Annotated in this window: 19 protein-coding genes and 1 riboswitch; of the genes, 2 read left to right on the forward strand and 17 right to left on the reverse strand. The window is 33.3% G+C overall.

Annotated features, from left to right (window positions below; genetic code table 11):
* Positions 1-23: 23 nt before the first annotated feature.
* From AB9Q04_RS04190 to srtB, 5 genes are all read right to left on the reverse strand, one after another.
* A complete protein-coding gene (locus tag AB9Q04_RS04190) occupies positions 24-839 on the reverse strand; it encodes an alpha/beta hydrolase family protein (protein WP_410024123.1) in 816 nt (271 codons plus the stop codon).
* A 2-nt stretch (positions 840-841) separates the two neighbouring features.
* A complete protein-coding gene (locus tag AB9Q04_RS04195) occupies positions 842-2,218 on the reverse strand; it encodes an NAD(P)/FAD-dependent oxidoreductase (protein ID WP_410024124.1) in 1,377 nt (458 codons plus the stop codon).
* Positions 2,219-2,284: 66 nt separating this feature from the next.
* Entirely contained in the window at positions 2,285-2,830 is a 546-nt protein-coding gene (locus AB9Q04_RS04200) for a TIGR01440 family protein (protein ID WP_410024125.1), read from the reverse strand.
* A 76-nt stretch (positions 2,831-2,906) separates the two neighbouring features.
* A complete protein-coding gene (locus tag AB9Q04_RS04205; RefSeq protein WP_410024126.1) occupies positions 2,907-3,809 on the reverse strand; it encodes a DNA-3-methyladenine glycosylase family protein in 903 nt (300 codons plus the stop codon).
* A complete protein-coding gene (gene srtB, locus AB9Q04_RS04210; protein ID WP_410024127.1) occupies positions 3,809-4,588 on the reverse strand; it encodes a class B sortase in 780 nt (259 codons plus the stop codon). Before srtB ends, AB9Q04_RS04205 begins: the two co-directional genes overlap by 1 nt.
* A gap of 83 nt (positions 4,589-4,671) precedes the next feature.
* On the opposite strand from srtB, the gene AB9Q04_RS04215 reads away from it, so the two are divergent.
* Complete coding sequence (locus AB9Q04_RS04215; protein ID WP_394012095.1) at positions 4,672-4,905, forward strand: glutaredoxin family protein; 234 nt, start codon at positions 4,672-4,674, stop codon at positions 4,903-4,905.
* 49 nt (positions 4,906-4,954) lie between these two features.
* Positions 4,955-5,776, forward strand: a complete 822-nt coding sequence (locus AB9Q04_RS04220) for an HAD family hydrolase (protein WP_410024128.1) — start codon at positions 4,955-4,957, stop codon at positions 5,774-5,776.
* A gap of 32 nt (positions 5,777-5,808) precedes the next feature.
* On the opposite strand, the gene AB9Q04_RS04225 is transcribed toward AB9Q04_RS04220, so the two are convergent.
* The 12 genes from AB9Q04_RS04225 to AB9Q04_RS04280 all read right to left on the reverse strand — a co-directional run bounded on the left by AB9Q04_RS04225 (position 5,809) and on the right by AB9Q04_RS04280 (position 15,832).
* Positions 5,809-6,081, reverse strand: coding sequence for a hypothetical protein (locus AB9Q04_RS04225; RefSeq protein WP_410024129.1), 273 nt, complete (start codon positions 6,079-6,081; stop codon positions 5,809-5,811).
* 110 nt (positions 6,082-6,191) lie between these two features.
* A complete protein-coding gene (locus AB9Q04_RS04230; protein WP_410024130.1) occupies positions 6,192-6,899 on the reverse strand; it encodes an aldose epimerase family protein in 708 nt (235 codons plus the stop codon).
* Positions 6,896-7,405 (reverse strand): ferritin, encoded by a 510-nt coding sequence (locus tag AB9Q04_RS04235; RefSeq protein WP_410024131.1) that lies wholly within the window; start codon positions 7,403-7,405, stop codon positions 6,896-6,898. The genes AB9Q04_RS04230 and AB9Q04_RS04235 overlap by 4 nt, the downstream gene beginning before the upstream one ends.
* Positions 7,406-7,546: 141 nt before the next feature.
* Positions 7,547-8,197: an epoxyqueuosine reductase QueH gene (locus AB9Q04_RS04240; RefSeq protein WP_410024132.1), complete on the reverse strand. Its 651-nt coding sequence runs from the start codon at positions 8,195-8,197 to the stop codon at positions 7,547-7,549.
* A gap of 72 nt (positions 8,198-8,269) precedes the next feature.
* Positions 8,270-8,662 carry a 30S ribosomal protein S9 gene (gene rpsI, locus AB9Q04_RS04245; RefSeq protein WP_410024133.1) on the reverse strand — a complete coding sequence of 131 codons (393 nt, stop codon included), beginning with the start codon at positions 8,660-8,662 and terminating at the stop codon, positions 8,270-8,272.
* A 10-nt stretch (positions 8,663-8,672) separates the two neighbouring features.
* Positions 8,673-9,113, reverse strand: a complete 441-nt coding sequence (gene rplM, locus AB9Q04_RS04250; protein ID WP_410024134.1) for a 50S ribosomal protein L13 — start codon at positions 9,111-9,113, stop codon at positions 8,673-8,675.
* 191 nt (positions 9,114-9,304) lie between these two features.
* Positions 9,305-10,099: an ABC transporter permease gene (locus AB9Q04_RS04255; RefSeq protein WP_410024135.1), complete on the reverse strand. Its 795-nt coding sequence runs from the start codon at positions 10,097-10,099 to the stop codon at positions 9,305-9,307.
* Positions 10,096-10,920, reverse strand: coding sequence for an ABC transporter permease (locus tag AB9Q04_RS04260; protein WP_410024136.1), 825 nt, complete (start codon positions 10,918-10,920; stop codon positions 10,096-10,098). Before AB9Q04_RS04260 ends, AB9Q04_RS04255 begins: the two co-directional genes overlap by 4 nt.
* Positions 10,920-11,984: an ABC transporter ATP-binding protein gene (locus AB9Q04_RS04265; protein WP_410024137.1), complete on the reverse strand. Its 1,065-nt coding sequence runs from the start codon at positions 11,982-11,984 to the stop codon at positions 10,920-10,922. Before AB9Q04_RS04265 ends, AB9Q04_RS04260 begins: the two co-directional genes overlap by 1 nt.
* A 9-nt stretch (positions 11,985-11,993) precedes the next feature.
* Positions 11,994-13,028 carry an ABC transporter substrate-binding protein gene (locus tag AB9Q04_RS04270; RefSeq protein WP_410024138.1) on the reverse strand — a complete coding sequence of 345 codons (1,035 nt, stop codon included), beginning with the start codon at positions 13,026-13,028 and terminating at the stop codon, positions 11,994-11,996.
* Positions 13,029-13,381: 353 nt separating this feature from the next.
* On the reverse strand, positions 13,382-14,179 hold the full coding sequence (gene thiD / locus AB9Q04_RS04275; RefSeq protein ID WP_410024139.1) for a bifunctional hydroxymethylpyrimidine kinase/phosphomethylpyrimidine kinase: 798 nt from the start codon (positions 14,177-14,179) through the stop codon (positions 13,382-13,384).
* A gap of 46 nt (positions 14,180-14,225) precedes the next feature.
* Positions 14,226-14,330, reverse strand: a riboswitch (TPP riboswitch).
* Positions 14,331-14,371: 41 nt separating this feature from the next.
* Positions 14,372-15,832 (reverse strand): TrkH family potassium uptake protein, encoded by a 1,461-nt coding sequence (locus AB9Q04_RS04280; RefSeq protein WP_410024140.1) that lies wholly within the window; start codon positions 15,830-15,832, stop codon positions 14,372-14,374.
* Position 15,833 lies beyond the last annotated feature (1 nt).

Raw genomic sequence — 15,833 nt, forward strand, 5'->3', positions numbered from 1 at the left:
ACCACCCGAAGGTGGTCTTATTATTAATTGGCTTCTAAAAAGTCATACATCTTTTCAAAAATAATTTGCCTATGCTCATAGTTTTTAAAAGAATGGTCTGCACCATCTACTTGCTGGTAACTAGCGTTTGGATAAGCTTTTTCGAGTTTTTCGTTAGCGTCATTAAAAACTAGATCATCCTTAGTCCCGCGTAGGATAAGTACATTGCCTTGGTATTTACTAGCTTGCCCGTAAATATCTTTTGGTAAAAAGTCTAGTAAAAATCTCCTGTGAAGTTTTACTCCACCAATATCTACATCTTCTATTTCTTTTACTTCTTTTGCTATTTTAAATTTATCTAGGTCACCTGTGGCAGTTTTCGGATCAAAATATGCCATACCAGCAACTTTTAAATATTGAGGATTATTCATATCACTTGCTGGAGCTAAAAGCACCATAGCCTTTGGATTGACTTTACTAGCTATGAGGGTAGATATTACTCCTCCTAATGAGTGACCCACCAGGTAAATTCTATTCCTATCTACATATTCGCGTAGCTTAGTAAAATCATAAATCATTATTGCTTCTTCTTCCTCACGACTTACAGTCATATCATAGAAGTCACCATCTGATTCATTGGTACCTGAAAAATCAAAACGCACTGTTACATATCCCCTATCTGTTAGATACTTGGCATTTTGTCCACGAAACCAAGTACTTCCATTGCGATCTCCACCAAAACCATGGTAGAAAATAACGGTAGGATATTTTTTTGTAGCATCAAAATCATCAGGGGTATTTATAACACCCCTTAATATTATGCCATCTTTTTTGGAAATTTGTTCATAAATATATTTCATTGTTAAGCTCTTTTACTTAAAATTCTAGCCATTTCAACACCCGATGCTGAGGCTTGGGAAAGAGAATGGGTTACTCCTGACCCATCTCCTAAGCAGTATAAACCTTTTTGTTTAGTTTCAAATTTACTATCTACATCTACTACTGAGTTATAAAATTTAACTTCTATACCATATAAAAGAGTATCATCATTAGCCATACCTGGAGCAATTTTATCTAATTGGTAAATCATTTCTATAATATCATCTAATTGTCTTTTTGGCATAACAAGGGATAAATCCCCAGCAGTTGCATTTAAGGTTGGTTTGGTAAATGATTTTGCCATACGTCTTTCAGATGAACGGCGCCCTTTAATAAGATCGCCAAATCTTTGCATTAAAACTCCACCACCCAGCATATTGGAAAGTCTTGCTATGGATTCACCGTATTCATTTGAATCTTTAAAAGGCTCGGTAAATTTATTGGTTACAAGCAGAGCAAAGTTTGTATTTTTTGATTGAAGTTTTGAATCTGTAAAGGAGTGACCGTTTACAGTTTGGATTCCATTTGTATTTTCTACAACTACTTGGCCATATGGGTTCATGCAGAATGTACGTACTACATCATTATATTGTTTGGTTTGATACATAATTTTTGCTTCATAAACATCATCTGTAATATGTTTAAAAACTTCAGCCGGTACTTCTACACGTACACCGATATCGACACGGTTTTTACGAGTTGGCACATCAAACTTATCGCATACTTCTGATATCCATTTAGATCCTGAACGACCTGCAGCTAAAACTAAATCCCTACATGTATAAGTTTCACCATCATCAGTTTTTAGAGTGTAAAGCTCATCTTCATAAGCTACATCTGTTACCATAGTTTTAAATTTAAAGTCGATCTGATCTTTTACATAATCATATATTTTTTGTAAAATAATTTTATTTCTTTCTGTACCAAAGTGACGTACTTTTGCATCTAATAAGTGAAGGTCGTGTTGGAGGCATTTGGTTTTTAAATCGTTTTTGTCAGTAGAATATAATTCTAAGTCTCCTCCATCAAATTCCATTAAAACAGAGTCAACATATTCCATTAACTCCATGGCCTTATCTTCACCTATGTAATCATGTAAGTCGCCGCCAAAACTTGTTGTTATATTGTATTTTCCATCAGAAAGTGTTCCTGCTCCTCCAAAACCATACATAATATTGCAAGGATTGCAGTGAATACAGTGGTCCACCTTACCATCTGTGATTGGACAAGACCTGCTAGCTACTTGCCTACCACCATCTATTATTAATACTTTTTTATCAGTATTTAATTTTTTAAATTCGTAGGCCATGAAGGCTCCAGCAGCCCCTGCACCAACGACTATTACATCATAATTTTGCATAAACTCCCCTTAATTCTCATTTTTGCCTCATGTACTATACAATATTTATTATAAATAACAAGCAATCTACTCGTAAATAGCACGGGCTCCGCCTATTAATTTTGGGCGAGATTTTAGGGCGGTTACTCTAGCATCACCAATGTATTTTTGCGAAAGTCTAAGTGGTACTTGGACAAATTTTACATGCATGCCTATTTCTGTATCTCCAATATCAACACCAGCTTTAGCTATGACATGCTCTATTATAACTGGATCTTTCATTTGGTCAAAGGCTGCAACAGACATTGCCCCACCTGCATGAAGGGCTGGGATTACAGATACTATTTCAAAATTATTTGCCTTAGCTACTTCTCTTTCAATTACTAGCGCTCGGTTTAGGTGCTCGCAGCCTTGAACAGCTAGATTTATATTTCTTTTGCTAGTTATATTTAAAACTTCTTTTATTACAGCACTGCCGATTTCAAGACTAGAATCTTTGCCAATAGTGCCCCCACCTATTTCACTAGTTGATCCACCTAAGACAAGGATGTCATTTTTCTTTAGAGCAGCCTCATCTATTAATTCATTTATTACATTTATAGTTTGTTCTTTAATCTTATTTATATCTTGCATTTAAACACTCCTTATCATTATTATACGATTTATAAAATTTGCGGACAAAAAAATAATCCTAAGACTCATCTTAGGATTATTTGCCAATCTTTTCTTCTCTGCCATAATAAAATAGGTATTGTTGGGCATAGCCGGCTAGGTCACCAAAATATTCTCTAGCATAGTCATCTACTTGTTTTTTTGGAACTTCATGGCCTATAAAGAGTGTTTCCATAACACGCTTTATCCATACATCAACAGGGAAAGTTTCCCTCCTATGGTAGGTAAAAAGCAAGACACAATCAGCTACCTTTGGACCAATGCCTGGCATTTGCATTAATTTTTCTTTTAATTCAACTGTGCTAAGTTTTTGATCACTCTCATAATCCAAAAATCCATCCGCCACCATCTTGCTTGCTTCTACAATTCTTACATCACGAAAGCCCACTCTAGCAAATTCTCGTAGTTCTAGTGGATCTACCTTTGCTAAAATTTCTGGTTTTGGAAAAGCATAGTATTCTCTGCCCATGTATTCTCCAATTAAGTCTCCATATCTTTCGCTAATAATTCTTATAGAGTTTTTTATCCTAGTTATACCATTATTGGCAGAGATGATAAATGAAATAACTGTTTCAAACATTTCTTGGTTTAAAATACGAATACCACCGCCGTATTCTGATGCCGTTTTTAAAACTTCATTGGTTGATAAATCTTCTTTTATCTGCTTATAATCTGTACCTAGGTCAAAGTAGTCATAAAATACTTCATAGAAGTCATCTAAGGAAATATTTCTGATAAGCACATCATTATCCCTAGCTAAAACATTTATAATTTTACCAAGATGGACTGCTGTATAAGACCCGTCTTTTTCTATATTAAAGTTAAAACATTGCCCACACTCAAAAATGTGGGTTGGATTAAAAGAATCGTGGACTAAAACCAGCCCTTCCTCTGTTTCTTTTATATTTATTTCATTTTTCTCTTCAAATTTATATCTCATTATTTCACCCTAACTGCATGAACAGCAAGCCTTTGGTCTGCATAATCATATTGGCAGGTTGATAAAGTTATAATTTGACTGTCTGGAGTAAATGAAGCACTAGGTAACTCTACTTCAGAATTGCTTCTAAGTTGGTTAAAGTATGGAACTACATCATCTCTATTTGTAAAATAAAGAGTCCTGTAAGCATAGTCTGCTGGGATTCCGTAGGCTGAGAATATTTGATATTCGCGAAGCTCATCTTTAGTTGCCAAATAAATTGTAGTATGATTTTGTGCAAAGTCTTGTTTTCTATATTGGTCAAGAGGAGTAAACATAGAGTTTATCTCTAAGTGGTGACCATAGATAACTGTATTATCATCATTAAAATCTGGTTTATTATTCATATCAATAAATATAGATCCAGCAATGTCATACTCTTTATTTATCCCACGTCTTAGATAAAAATCATTATCTGGTCCTTGAAGGATAGGATAAGAAATCCCCACATCTGGAATATCAATAAATCCTACTATATCATCGTTGTTATATTTTTTAGCAAGAGCATCCATTACCTTTATATAGTGTTGGTGCTTTTGCTCCCAAGGATCAGTAGCATTAGCAGAAACATCATTATCATGATTCATCTCTTCTTCTACTTCCTTAACAACATTTGCTAGTTCCTTATTATTATTTGCATTTGTTCTGTAATCTAGTAGTCTTTTTCCCAAAATCCCAATACATGCAAGTATTATAAGGATTAGGAAAAACCTAATGACACTCATTACTTTAGATTTCATCTTACCACCTTTAAAATTTAGTTACTATTAGTATAATATACCATAATGAAGATATTATGAAAACAAATAAAAGGAGAAAAATAATGAGTGATTATAAATTATTTGTAGGAACTATTTGCCCATACTGCCAAAAAGTGGAAAGCTTTATGGAAGAAAATAATATAGAAATTGAAGTTGTAAATATAGAAAACGACCGCGATGCTATGCGCGAATTAATTGAAAAAGGTGGTAAAAGACAAATCCCATGCCTATACCACGATGGTGAGTACTTATACGAATCAGATGATATTATTGAATTTTTAAAAGAAAATAAATAGTCTGTCCTATATTTTGCTCAATTGGGAATAAAATAAAAAAGGAGCAATTATGATAGAACTAATAACATCTGACATCGATGAAACCTTGGTAGATGATACAAAAAATGTACCACAGATAAATACCAAAGCCATAGCTAAAGCAGAAAATGCTGGCAAAAAAGTAATTCTTGCTACTGGTCGTGGACCCTATGAGTTAAATGAAATCCCTGAGCAGGCAGGAGTTATACGTGATAATAGATATATTATCTGCTGTAACGGTGCTATAACCCTAAAGGCAATCGACCGTGAAATCGTAGATTCTATGCCATTGGAATTTAAATACGCAAAACGCGTATTTGAATATGCTTATAAAAATAAGCTGCAATTTTTTATCTATACCCTAGATTGCAAATATGCTATAAATCTAGATCGTATAGAAAAATCAAACGAATATACCAATGATACAAGAATTAAAGAAATCACCAGCGATAATATAGACTTTTTAAAAGATGAACTAATCTTAAAAGTCCTATTTAAAAATAAGGACATGGACTTTTTGCACTCGCTAGAAGTAGATGTAGCAGCAATTACCAACTACGATTGTGAAATTGCTTATTCATCAGATATGTATATGGAGATAAATGCAAAAAATGTAAATAAGGCTACAGCCCTAAAAAAAGTCTGTGATACTTATGGCATTGATATGGCAAATACTTTAGTAATTGGAGATAATTACAATGATGTAGCCATGATAGAAGCTGCAGGAATTGGCGTTGCAGTAGCAAATGCCCACTTGCAGGTAAAAGAAGTTGCAGATTTTGTAACTACTGCTACAAATAATGAAGGTGCAGTTGCAGAAGCAATTGAAACCTACGCTTTTAATGATAAATAAAAAAACTGACTATTAATAGTCAGTTTTTTCTTTTACCAATATCTTTTTTCTTTTGCAAAAAAATTCTTATAGATAAGATAAATTATACCACCAGTTAGAATTACTGGTAACAATTGAACTATAAGTCCAACACCTAGACCCAGTATTATTAAAGGTAGGAAAAGTATGCCTCCTACTAACAGAAATGGCAATAATAAGGCTTTTCCAATAATTTTAAATACTAGGCCTAACACACCAAAAATAATTTTAAACACTAGGGAGAATATAAAAGCTCCTAGGGCAAAAGTTAAGATTGTAGTTAACATATACTTTTCCTTTCCGAAATATCTTAAGATAATATTTCAATATCCTAATAATATTATACCATACTTTTAGAATATTCAAACATATATTAAAATTATTAAATAATCACTCATTAAATTTTAACCTTTATTTCACAAGCTATAGAAAAGTCATCCTCAGGATTAAGTTTATAAATATCCTTAGTTAAATCTTCAAAGGCATTGCCGCTATATGTTGGTTCAATGCAGATATAATCTCCCTTATAGTCTGACCAATAAACGTATTGGTTAATGTTTTCAATGCCTCTTATCTCAATGTTATTGCCATTTGCCATAAAGGCTTGATCTTTTCTATCATTATAGATACTATTTGGTAATTCATCTTTTTTTATACTCTCACCATCTATCATTACTGCGTTATGATCAGCATAAAAGTATGGGTGAAAGCCTGGGGCAATTAATTTTTCTTCATCAGAATTATTTTCTATATTTAATTTTAAAAATAGACTAGGCCCTTTTAGCTGGTAGCTTAAGATAAATTTCACATTTTCATAAACACCTATACCATCTAGGGTAAGCTTTATAAAATCTTCTTTTTGCTCTACTACTTCCCATAATAAATCCCTTCCAAAACCATGGGATGGAAGGGTATTTAATCTATCATCTATACCAAAATTAGGAGCGCAAACGTGCATACCGCCTCGTACTTTTAAAATATCGCCAATTTTTACCATAACTCTTGGAAAAAAGATCGGTACATCCTTTACTTCAAAGTTGTCGATATAGGCCCCGTTTGTATTTACTTCTAGGATGGCAAGTGAATTTTTTAGGTTAATTTTCATATATTTGCAATTTGTGGCTCTTCTGCTGGTCCTCTTTGGCCAAGTTCTTGATCTAGCATGTAAATTGAGTGCCAGTCATCACCAACCCTTTCAAGTCGAGTTAGCATTTTTGTAAAGTTATCTTCTTCTTCTACTTGCTCATCTATATACCATTGGATAAATGAAAATACTCTTGCATCTTCATCGCGTGCTTTATCTGAAATTTCTGTTATTCTTTGTGTAACTTCTTTTTCATGGTCAAGAGCAGTTTTTATAACTTCTAGGATGGTTCTATAGTCATCTTTTGGTTCTGGTAAAGCTTTATAGTGAGGTTTGTAGCCTATTGATTGAAGGAATTTTCTCATACCTTCACCATGCATAACTTCTTCTTCTACTTGGATATCTAACCATTTGGTAAAACCCTCTAGGTCAAGATCATCTGTAAAGGCACTCATTGCCTTATAAATATATGCTGATTCAAACTCAAAATTCATTTGCTCATTTAATAAATCTAATACTTCACTCATTTTATACCTCTTTCATTTTCTAAATAGTTGTCATACTATACATACATACCATAAAAATCAAACTTATATATCAATAAGTTTTGGGTTAGCTCATAATTTTCGTATTATAAGGATACCCAAAATACACAAAAAAACACAGGTTTATTCACCTGTGCCTTCTTTTTCCACTTTTTCTTTGTACTCTTTCATCTCATTATAGGAAAAAACACAGCCACAATATGACTGCCTATATAGTTGGTACTGTTTAGAAAGTTCTATGGACATTTGATAGCCATTTCTCTTCTTAAAATCAGAATAGAGGTATTTTACCCCATACTGTTCTTCTAATTCTTTACCTATTTCATTTATCCATTTTGAGTTTTTATAAGGCGAAATAGAAAGGGTTGTGCAAAAATAATCATAGCCATGGTCCTTGGCATATTTTGCAGTCTCTTCAAGCCTTAGCTTATAGCAATCATAGCAAGCCTTTCCACCCTCGGGATTATTTTTCCTTTTTTTAGCTATTTCATAAAAGTCTCTTACATCATTTTCTGGGACGATAACCTTACCATCTAGGCCTATTCTTTTTGCAAGCACCCCTACATAATCACTTCTTTTTTCTAATTCTGTTCTTGGATATATCATAGGATTATAAAAATACATATCTATAGCAAAATCATCTTTAATTCTATGCATTACAGTCGTTGAGCAGGGCGCACAACAAACTTGCATAAGCAGACTTGGTTTTATCCCGTTTTTTTTATTTTTATCTATTATCTTTTCCATTTCTAGGTTGTAGTTTATATTATTCATAAAATAATTATACCTTTAAAATTTCCAATCAAAAAAGCACATAACTGGTATGTGCTTGTAAATTTTGTAATATTATCTTTTTGAGAATTGTGAAGATTTTCTTGCTTTCTTTTGACCTGGTTTGTATCTTTCTTTTTTACGTGAGTCACGAGTAAGAAATCCTGCTCTTTTTAGAGCTTGTCTGTAGTCAGGGTTTACTTCAAGAAGAGCTCTTGCGATTGCATGTCTGATAGCTCCTGCTTGACCATTGTATCCACCACCGTTTACGTTAACTTTGATATCAAAGCTATTTTCATTTTCTGTAAGTGTTAATGGTGATTTTGCTACATTTCTTAAACTTTCAAAGTCAAAATAATTTTCTAAATCTCTACCATTTACTAGGATATTTCCGCTGCCTGGTTTCATTGTAACTCTGGCAACAGAAGTTTTTCTACGTCCTGTTGATTGAATAATTGTATCTGCCATTTAAGTCTCCTTACTTTAATTCCAATTTTTCAGGCATTTGCGCTTCGTGATTGTGGTCTGGGCCTACTACAACTCTAAGTTTTTTAGCCATTTGACGACCTAGTTTGTTGTGTGGAAGCATACCAACAACTGCATGTTCAACGATTCTTTCTGGGTGTTTATCCATCATATCTTTGTAAGATGTAGTTTTTAAACCACCAGCATAACCTGAGTATCTTTTGTATTCTTTTTGATTTTCTTTATTACCTGTAAGTCTAACTTTTTCAGCATTAACAACAATTACATAATCTCCCATGTCCATGTTTGGAGTAAATGTAGGTTTGTGTTTTCCTCTTAATATTGCTGCCACTTCGGTAGCAAGACGTCCTAAAACAGCTCCTTCAGCATCAACAACATACCATTTTCTTTCGATGTCGTTTGCACTTGGAGTGTAAGTTTTTTGATATTTCATCAATATTCCTCCTATAAAATTTTTCGCCTACCGTATTTAGACACCGCAACTGGTAGGTGGCGGCTGTACTCGTCCTGACATTTATTTTTAAAATCGCTTACAGGAAGCGCGATTTGATCGAAAAGTTTCATAAAAGAAACTTCTTAGTCGACTGATATATATTACTATAGTTTTCTCTTATTGTCAAGGTTTTATGGCATAAAGCTTGTTGGATTTTTCTCCTTACCCATAAGAACTTTTCTATTTTGGATAAGTAAAAATATAAATACTACAACAAAAATAATTGCAGAAAGTGCATTTATAGAAGGATTTATCCCGCGTCTTGCCATAGAATAAATGGTCATAGATAGATTTGATACTCCATTTCCCGATGTGAAATAGGATATAGCAAAATCATCTAGGGATAAAGTAAATGATATCAAAGCTCCTGCAAAAATACCATTTTTAATATTAGGTATCAAAACTTTTCTTACCGCATATGATGGGGTTGCCCCTAGGTCTAGGGCAGCCTCTATAATGTTTTTATCCATTGATTCTACAGCTGGCAGCACTGTTAAAACTACATAGGGTATACAAAACATAACATGGGACAAAATTAGGGTTATATAACCTAAATTTAGTTTTAAAAATCCATATAGACCCATTAGAGAAATAGCAGTTATGATATCTGGATTTAGCACTGGTAAGTAGTTTATGTTTAAGACCATGTTTTTCTTTCTACCACGTAGCTCTGAAATCCCGATCGCTGATAATGTTCCTATGATTGTTGCAACAATGGTCGCAACTATCGCTACTATCAAAGTTGTTCTTACAGCTGATATTATCTCAGGATTGGAAAATAATTCTTTATACCAATCAGTTGTAAAACCAACCCATCGACCACGTAACTTACTATCATTGAAAGAAAAAACAATCATTACTACAATTGGCGCATATAAAAATATAAAAACTATAATTGTATACAGACGCTCTAAAAACTTTCTCATACTATATCTCCCTCTAAGTCACGACCAAATCTTCTTTGAATAAATAAGGCCAAAAATAAGATTAGCATAAGAATGATGGCTGTTGCAGATCCAAAGCCCCAGTCACCTGTAAAAGTAAATTGCTGGTCAATTAAGTTTCCTATCATATAAACTTTTTGCCCACCAAGTAAGTTTGAAACGACAAAGGTAGATATAGCAGGGATAAATACCATAATTATGCCAGTATAAACTCCTGGTAGGGATAGAGGAAAAATTACTTTTCTAAAAATCGTTCCCCTATCGGCTCCTAAGTCTAGGGCAGCATCTATTAAGTTTTTGTCTACTTTTCTTAAGGCATTGTAAATTTGAATAACCATAAAGGGTAAAAATTCATAAATCATCCCCAAAACTACGGCTGTTGGAGTATACATAATCCCTAAAGGGCCACTACCAAATGAAGCTAAAAACCTATTTAAAACCCCATTTCTACCTAAGAGGGTAATCCATCCATAAGTTCTAAGTAAAAGATTTATCCACATAGGCATTATAAAAACAAAGATAAGAGATGATGCTATTGTTTCATCCATTTTTGAAATAATATAAGCAACTGGATACCCTATCAATAAACAACCAAGAGTTGCTAAAAATGATATCAACAAAGTAATACCTAGCATTTTTAGGTAAAGAGGTGCAAAAAATCTTTTGTAATTTGAAAAACTAAAAGAAAAATTTTCAAAGGCTATGGATCCAGAACCATTAAAAGAGTAAAAAAGTATTAGTACTAAGGGCAATATAATAAAAACTCCTGCCCAAACTAGGTAAATATTTAAATATTTTTTCATTATTTATTCCCTCCAGGTTCTACTAATTGGCTAGGATTAGCTTTCTCTTCCATAACATGGATAGCATCAGCATCTATAGCAACACACACATTCGTTCCTAGGGCAATGTCTTCTGGATGGTGGACATTTATGGAAAAATTATCTCCACTCACACGAATGTCATAATAAGTTCCTTTAAACATAGACCTTACTACCTTTCCCTTTAAATTTGCGTTTTCTGATAAATATAAATATTCTGGACGCAGCATTACACTTACGTCTTTGCCAGGCTCAACTTTATCAACACACGGATAGTCATGGCCTAGGAAATTTACTATAGATCTATCTACCATTTTGCCCCTAAAGATATTTGAATCTCCTAGGAAATTTGCTACAAAAGCATTTACTGGTTCTTCGTATATATGCTGTGGTGTACCATATTGCTCTATGATTCCCTTATTCATCACTGCAATTTTATCTGACATAGATAAAGCTTCTTCTTGATCGTGGGTAACATAAATAAAAGTAATACCTACTTCTTGCTGGATATTTTTAAGTTCTATTTGCATTCTTTTTCTAAGTTTTAAATCAAGAGCACCCAAAGGTTCGTCAAACAAAATAATTTCTGGTTCGTTTACTAAGGCACGGGCAATAGCCACCCTCTGTTTTTGACCTCCTGATAATCTTGCTATATCCCTTTTTCCATATTTTTCTAAGTCTACTAGGGCCAGTGCATTTTCTACTTTTTTCTTTATTTCATTTTCTTTGTTTTTTTTAATTCTAAGACCAAAAGCTACATTATCAAAAACATTTAAATGAGGAAAGAGGGCATAGTTTTGGAAGACTGTATTTATATTTCTCTCATTTGGAGGAATATTTGAAATATCTTTTCCTTCAAAAATTACTTCTCCACTACTAGGTTTTTCAAAGCCACCTATTATTCTAAGAGTTGTAGTTTTTCCACATCCTGAAGGCCCGATTAGAGTTAAAAATTCGCCTCTTTCCACATCTAAATTAATAGACTTTAGGATTTGTTTTTCATCATAAAACTTATTTATATCTTTTAATTGTAAAACTTCGCTCATTTTTACCTCCTAATAAGCTGCTAAGACTTCCACCCAAAAGTCATTGTAAATTTGCATATAATCTTCTAGGTCCTCAAACATCTCAGGCTCTGGGTGTCTTGAAAAATCTGGGTAAGCCTCTTCTGATTCCGCTATATATTCTGGTAGATTTTCTCTAACCCCATCAATAGCACTAGTAAAACCTTCCATCCACTCAGCGTTGGCTGTTGCTATTTTAGGATCTGTAAAATAATTTATGAATATTTCTGCATTTTCCTTATTTTTTGCTCCCTTTGGTATAGCAAGGTTATCTACTTGCATATTCATCCCTTCTTCTGGAGTTACGTACTTTAAATTAGGGTTTTGCGTTCTCATTAATAGTGCATCACCAGAATACATAACAGTAATTGCCGCATCACCTTGAACAACCAAGTCACGGGCTTCATCTGTAAGATATGCATATACTAGAGGTTTTTGTTTGATTAACTCATTTTTAGCTTCTATTAGCTCATCCATATTTCTAGTATTTATAGAGTAACCTAATTTTTGTAGGGCTACTGACATGGAAAGTCTTGGTAAATCATACATGATTATCTCACCCTTATATTTTGGATCCCAAAGGTCTGCCCATTTTGTAATAGGTTCTTTGATAATATCTGTGTTATAAACTATACCAAAGTGAGAGGCAAAATAAGGAACTGTATATTCATTTTTTGTATCATAGGCAAGGCCCTTATATTTTTCATCCACATATTTAAAATTTGGAACCTTTGAAAAATCAATTTTTTCTAACATATCATTTTTAAGTAGTCTTTCTACCATGTAATCACTTGGCACTATTACATCATAGTTATTTGATGATTGGGAAAGTTTTATAAACATCTCCTCATCAGATGTAAATGTTTCATAGACTACATCTATGCCAGTATCTTCTTCAAATTGTTCTACTAAATCCATATCCATATACTCACCAGCATTAAAAACTACAACCTGGCTTTTATTTTTGCTAGTACATGAGCTAAGACTTAGTAAAATCATTGCTAGCAACAAAATTCTTTTTTTCATAGGACCTCCTTTTATTTTTAAAAATAGACAAAAAAAGTCCTTGCACATTATTTTGAACAAGGATTTTATAATCATACCTACTTACTCATTATTTAAACCCTCTAGGTATGAAGTTTATTATCAGGATTTGGCAATTTGCCCCCTGTGGTTGTGAGTTTTAACCATATAAATGAGTTTAAAGTATGGCTAAATGTGAGTTGCCCCACCAATTCTTACCCCACAGGTGTTCTTAATGTATTTTTATTTTTATTAGATTGTAACTACCCCCAATTATAAAGATTAATATTTCAAATGTCAAACTCTTTTTTTAGGTTAAATGATAGTTATAATCATAGTAATTGGATACTTATTGTTTATTTTTTATACTCATCTTTTATATCAAAGGCATGGTTCATAGGTCCACTTCCTTTTCCTAAGTCAAGACCATCTTTTAAGGCCCCTTCTAGATATTTTTTAGCAAGCCTTACTGCTTCTTCTAATGATTTGCCTTTAGCAAGATTTGCTGCAATAGCTGATGAAAGTGTACAGCCTGTACCGTGAGTATTGTCATTATCTATGCGGTTACCATTTATCCAAATTTCTTTGCCATCTACTAAAAGAAAGTCATTGGCATCATTAATAGCATGTCCACCTTTTAATAATACATTTACTCCAAAATCTTGATAAATTTTTTGGGCTGCCATTTCCATATCTTCATCATCTACAATTTTTGTATTAGCAAGGATTTCGGCTTCTGGAATGTTTGGAGTAATAAGGTCAGCTAAGGGAATCAATTTTTCTTTTAAGGTAGCTATGGCATCATCTTTTAATAATTTTGCCCCACTTGTAGCAACCATAACTGGATCTAGAACTATATTTTTTGCATCATAAGCTACTAATTTTTCTGCTATAGCTATGATTAATTCTTTATCAGAAACCATACCAATTTTTATAGCATCTGGATAGATATCTGTAAAAATTGCATCAAGCTCAGCATTTAAAAACTCTGGACTTACATCCATAATATCTGTAACCCCTGTTGTATTTTGGGCAGTTAAAGCTGTTATAGCACTCATAGCAAAGACTCCATTTAAAGTCATTGCTTTAAGGTCGGCTTGGATACCTGCACCACCAGAAGAATCTGATCCTGCAATTGTTAGAGCTGTCTTCATATTTTCCTCCTATTTTATAAAAAAAGAATACCCCAAGGGTATTCTTTAACGATTAACAAAATTTTCCTACGTTGGCATTACCCAAATCAGGTAAGGTCGATGGTTTACCATCCTCTCAGCTTTTTATACAAAGCTGCCTATAAATTTATTTAATTCACTTATATTTTATTAAATAAGCAAATTTTTGTCAATCTATTTATTTCTAATATTCTTATAAGTAAATGGTGAAAATAGCAGTAACATTGGGTAAATCTCTAATCTTCCAAATAACATGGATAAAGTTAAGACAAATTTTGATAAGTAGGACATACCTGCAAAGGTCTCCATAGGTCCAAATTGACCAATATTTGGACCAATGTTATTTATAGTTGCAGCTACTGCTGTAAAGGCTGTTTCAAAATCATTTGTATCAAAGGTTATAATTATTAAAAATATAATAAATAAAAGTATATACATAAGTAGGTATCTATTTGTAGCTCTTTCTACATCATCATCTACCTTCTTTCCATCAAGTCTATTTACAGTAACCCTCATTGGGTTTATGGATTGTTTTACTTGGTTAACTGCTGATCTAAATATCATGATTATGCGAGATACTTTTAGACCACCTGCAGTTGAGCCTGCACTTCCCCCAATAAACATAAGTATTATTAAAATATTTCTTGCAAATAATGGCCACTGGCCAAAGTCTGCTGATACATACCCTGTTGTTGTTATGATAGAAGAAACGGTGAAAAATGAATTGGCCCCCGCATACCCTACACTATCATATAAAGGCAGGATAGATACAAAAACTAAAAGACTTGATACACCGATAATAGCAAGGTAGGTCCAAAGTTCTTCTGATTTTAAACTGTCCTTTACTGATCTAAAAATTGCGTAATAATATAAATTAAAGTTTATTCCAAAAAGTAGCATGGCCACTCCAAGGATTACTTCTATCAGCCTTGAATCATAGTAAGCTACAGAAAGTCCGCGATTAGCAAAACCACCTGTTCCAGCTGTCCCCATAGCAAAAATTACCGAATCAAATAAATTCATACCAGCTAAAAGCAAGGCTATAGTTGTAACTGCTGTTAGAGCAATATATAAAATGTATAAAACTCTGGCAGTTTCTGCAAGCTTTGGTGTAATCTTTCCAAAAGTTGGCCCTGGGACTTCCGCTTGCATAAGATTTGAGGATTCTTTATGCTGTTTTGGCAAAATAGCCAGGGTAAATACTAAGATTCCCATCCCACCGATTAAATGGGAAAAAGAACGCCAAAATATTATAGAATGTGGTAAGACATCTATATCAGTAGCAACTGAAGCACCACAAGTTGTAAATCCACTTGCCATTTCGAAAAAAGCATCTAAAAATGATGGATAGTTACTAGGTGTTAGGTATAAAGGAATGGCTCCTATTAAAGAATATAGCACCCAACAAAAGGCTGTAGTAAACATAGCCTCTCTTGTAAAGATATGACCTTTTTCACTACCGGCCCTTGTCATAATTGTTCCAATCACACCTGATAAAACTATAGGAATTAAAAAATTTATTTTATCACTTGTACTCTCATGATAGATAAAAGCTATAAGTAAGGGCAAAATCATTAGTACTGCAAGTACTTGTAAGAGCCTACCTATGGCATTGTTTATTATTTTTAAATTCATA

The sequence above is a fragment of the Anaerococcus groningensis genome (assembly GCF_046365465.1).
GTDB classification, from domain to species: Bacteria; Bacillota; Clostridia; order Tissierellales; family Peptoniphilaceae; genus Anaerococcus; species Anaerococcus groningensis.

Excerpts from the sequence above, each read along its gene's own strand:
- AB9Q04_RS04190 (WP_410024123.1), bottom strand. The coding sequence starts at position 839 with ATGAAATATATTTATGAACAAATTTCCAAAAAAGATGGCATAATATTA.
- AB9Q04_RS04195 (WP_410024124.1), bottom strand. The coding sequence starts at position 2,218 with ATGCAAAATTATGATGTAATAGTCGTTGGTGCAGGGGCTGCTGGAGCC.
- AB9Q04_RS04200 (WP_410024125.1), bottom strand. The coding sequence starts at position 2,830 with ATGCAAGATATAAATAAGATTAAAGAACAAACTATAAATGTAATAAAT.
- AB9Q04_RS04205 (WP_410024126.1), bottom strand. The coding sequence starts at position 3,809 with ATGAGATATAAATTTGAAGAGAAAAATGAAATAAATATAAAAGAAACA.
- srtB (WP_410024127.1), bottom strand. The coding sequence starts at position 4,588 with ATGAAATCTAAAGTAATGAGTGTCATTAGGTTTTTCCTAATCCTTATA.
- AB9Q04_RS04215 (WP_394012095.1), top strand. The coding sequence starts at position 4,672 with ATGAGTGATTATAAATTATTTGTAGGAACTATTTGCCCATACTGCCAA.
- AB9Q04_RS04220 (WP_410024128.1), top strand. The coding sequence starts at position 4,955 with ATGATAGAACTAATAACATCTGACATCGATGAAACCTTGGTAGATGAT.
- AB9Q04_RS04225 (WP_410024129.1), bottom strand. The coding sequence starts at position 6,081 with ATGTTAACTACAATCTTAACTTTTGCCCTAGGAGCTTTTATATTCTCC.
- AB9Q04_RS04230 (WP_410024130.1), bottom strand. The coding sequence starts at position 6,899 with ATGAAAATTAACCTAAAAAATTCACTTGCCATCCTAGAAGTAAATACA.
- AB9Q04_RS04235 (WP_410024131.1), bottom strand. The coding sequence starts at position 7,405 with ATGAGTGAAGTATTAGATTTATTAAATGAGCAAATGAATTTTGAGTTT.
- AB9Q04_RS04240 (WP_410024132.1), bottom strand. The coding sequence starts at position 8,197 with ATGAATAATATAAACTACAACCTAGAAATGGAAAAGATAATAGATAAA.
- rpsI (WP_410024133.1), bottom strand. The coding sequence starts at position 8,662 with ATGGCAGATACAATTATTCAATCAACAGGACGTAGAAAAACTTCTGTT.
- rplM (WP_410024134.1), bottom strand. The coding sequence starts at position 9,113 with ATGAAATATCAAAAAACTTACACTCCAAGTGCAAACGACATCGAAAGA.
- AB9Q04_RS04255 (WP_410024135.1), bottom strand. The coding sequence starts at position 10,099 with ATGAGAAAGTTTTTAGAGCGTCTGTATACAATTATAGTTTTTATATTT.
- AB9Q04_RS04260 (WP_410024136.1), bottom strand. The coding sequence starts at position 10,920 with ATGAAAAAATATTTAAATATTTACCTAGTTTGGGCAGGAGTTTTTATT.
- AB9Q04_RS04265 (WP_410024137.1), bottom strand. The coding sequence starts at position 11,984 with ATGAGCGAAGTTTTACAATTAAAAGATATAAATAAGTTTTATGATGAA.
- AB9Q04_RS04270 (WP_410024138.1), bottom strand. The coding sequence starts at position 13,028 with ATGAAAAAAAGAATTTTGTTGCTAGCAATGATTTTACTAAGTCTTAGC.
- thiD (WP_410024139.1), bottom strand. The coding sequence starts at position 14,179 with ATGAAGACAGCTCTAACAATTGCAGGATCAGATTCTTCTGGTGGTGCA.
- AB9Q04_RS04280 (WP_410024140.1), bottom strand. The coding sequence starts at position 15,832 with ATGAATTTAAAAATAATAAACAATGCCATAGGTAGGCTCTTACAAGTA.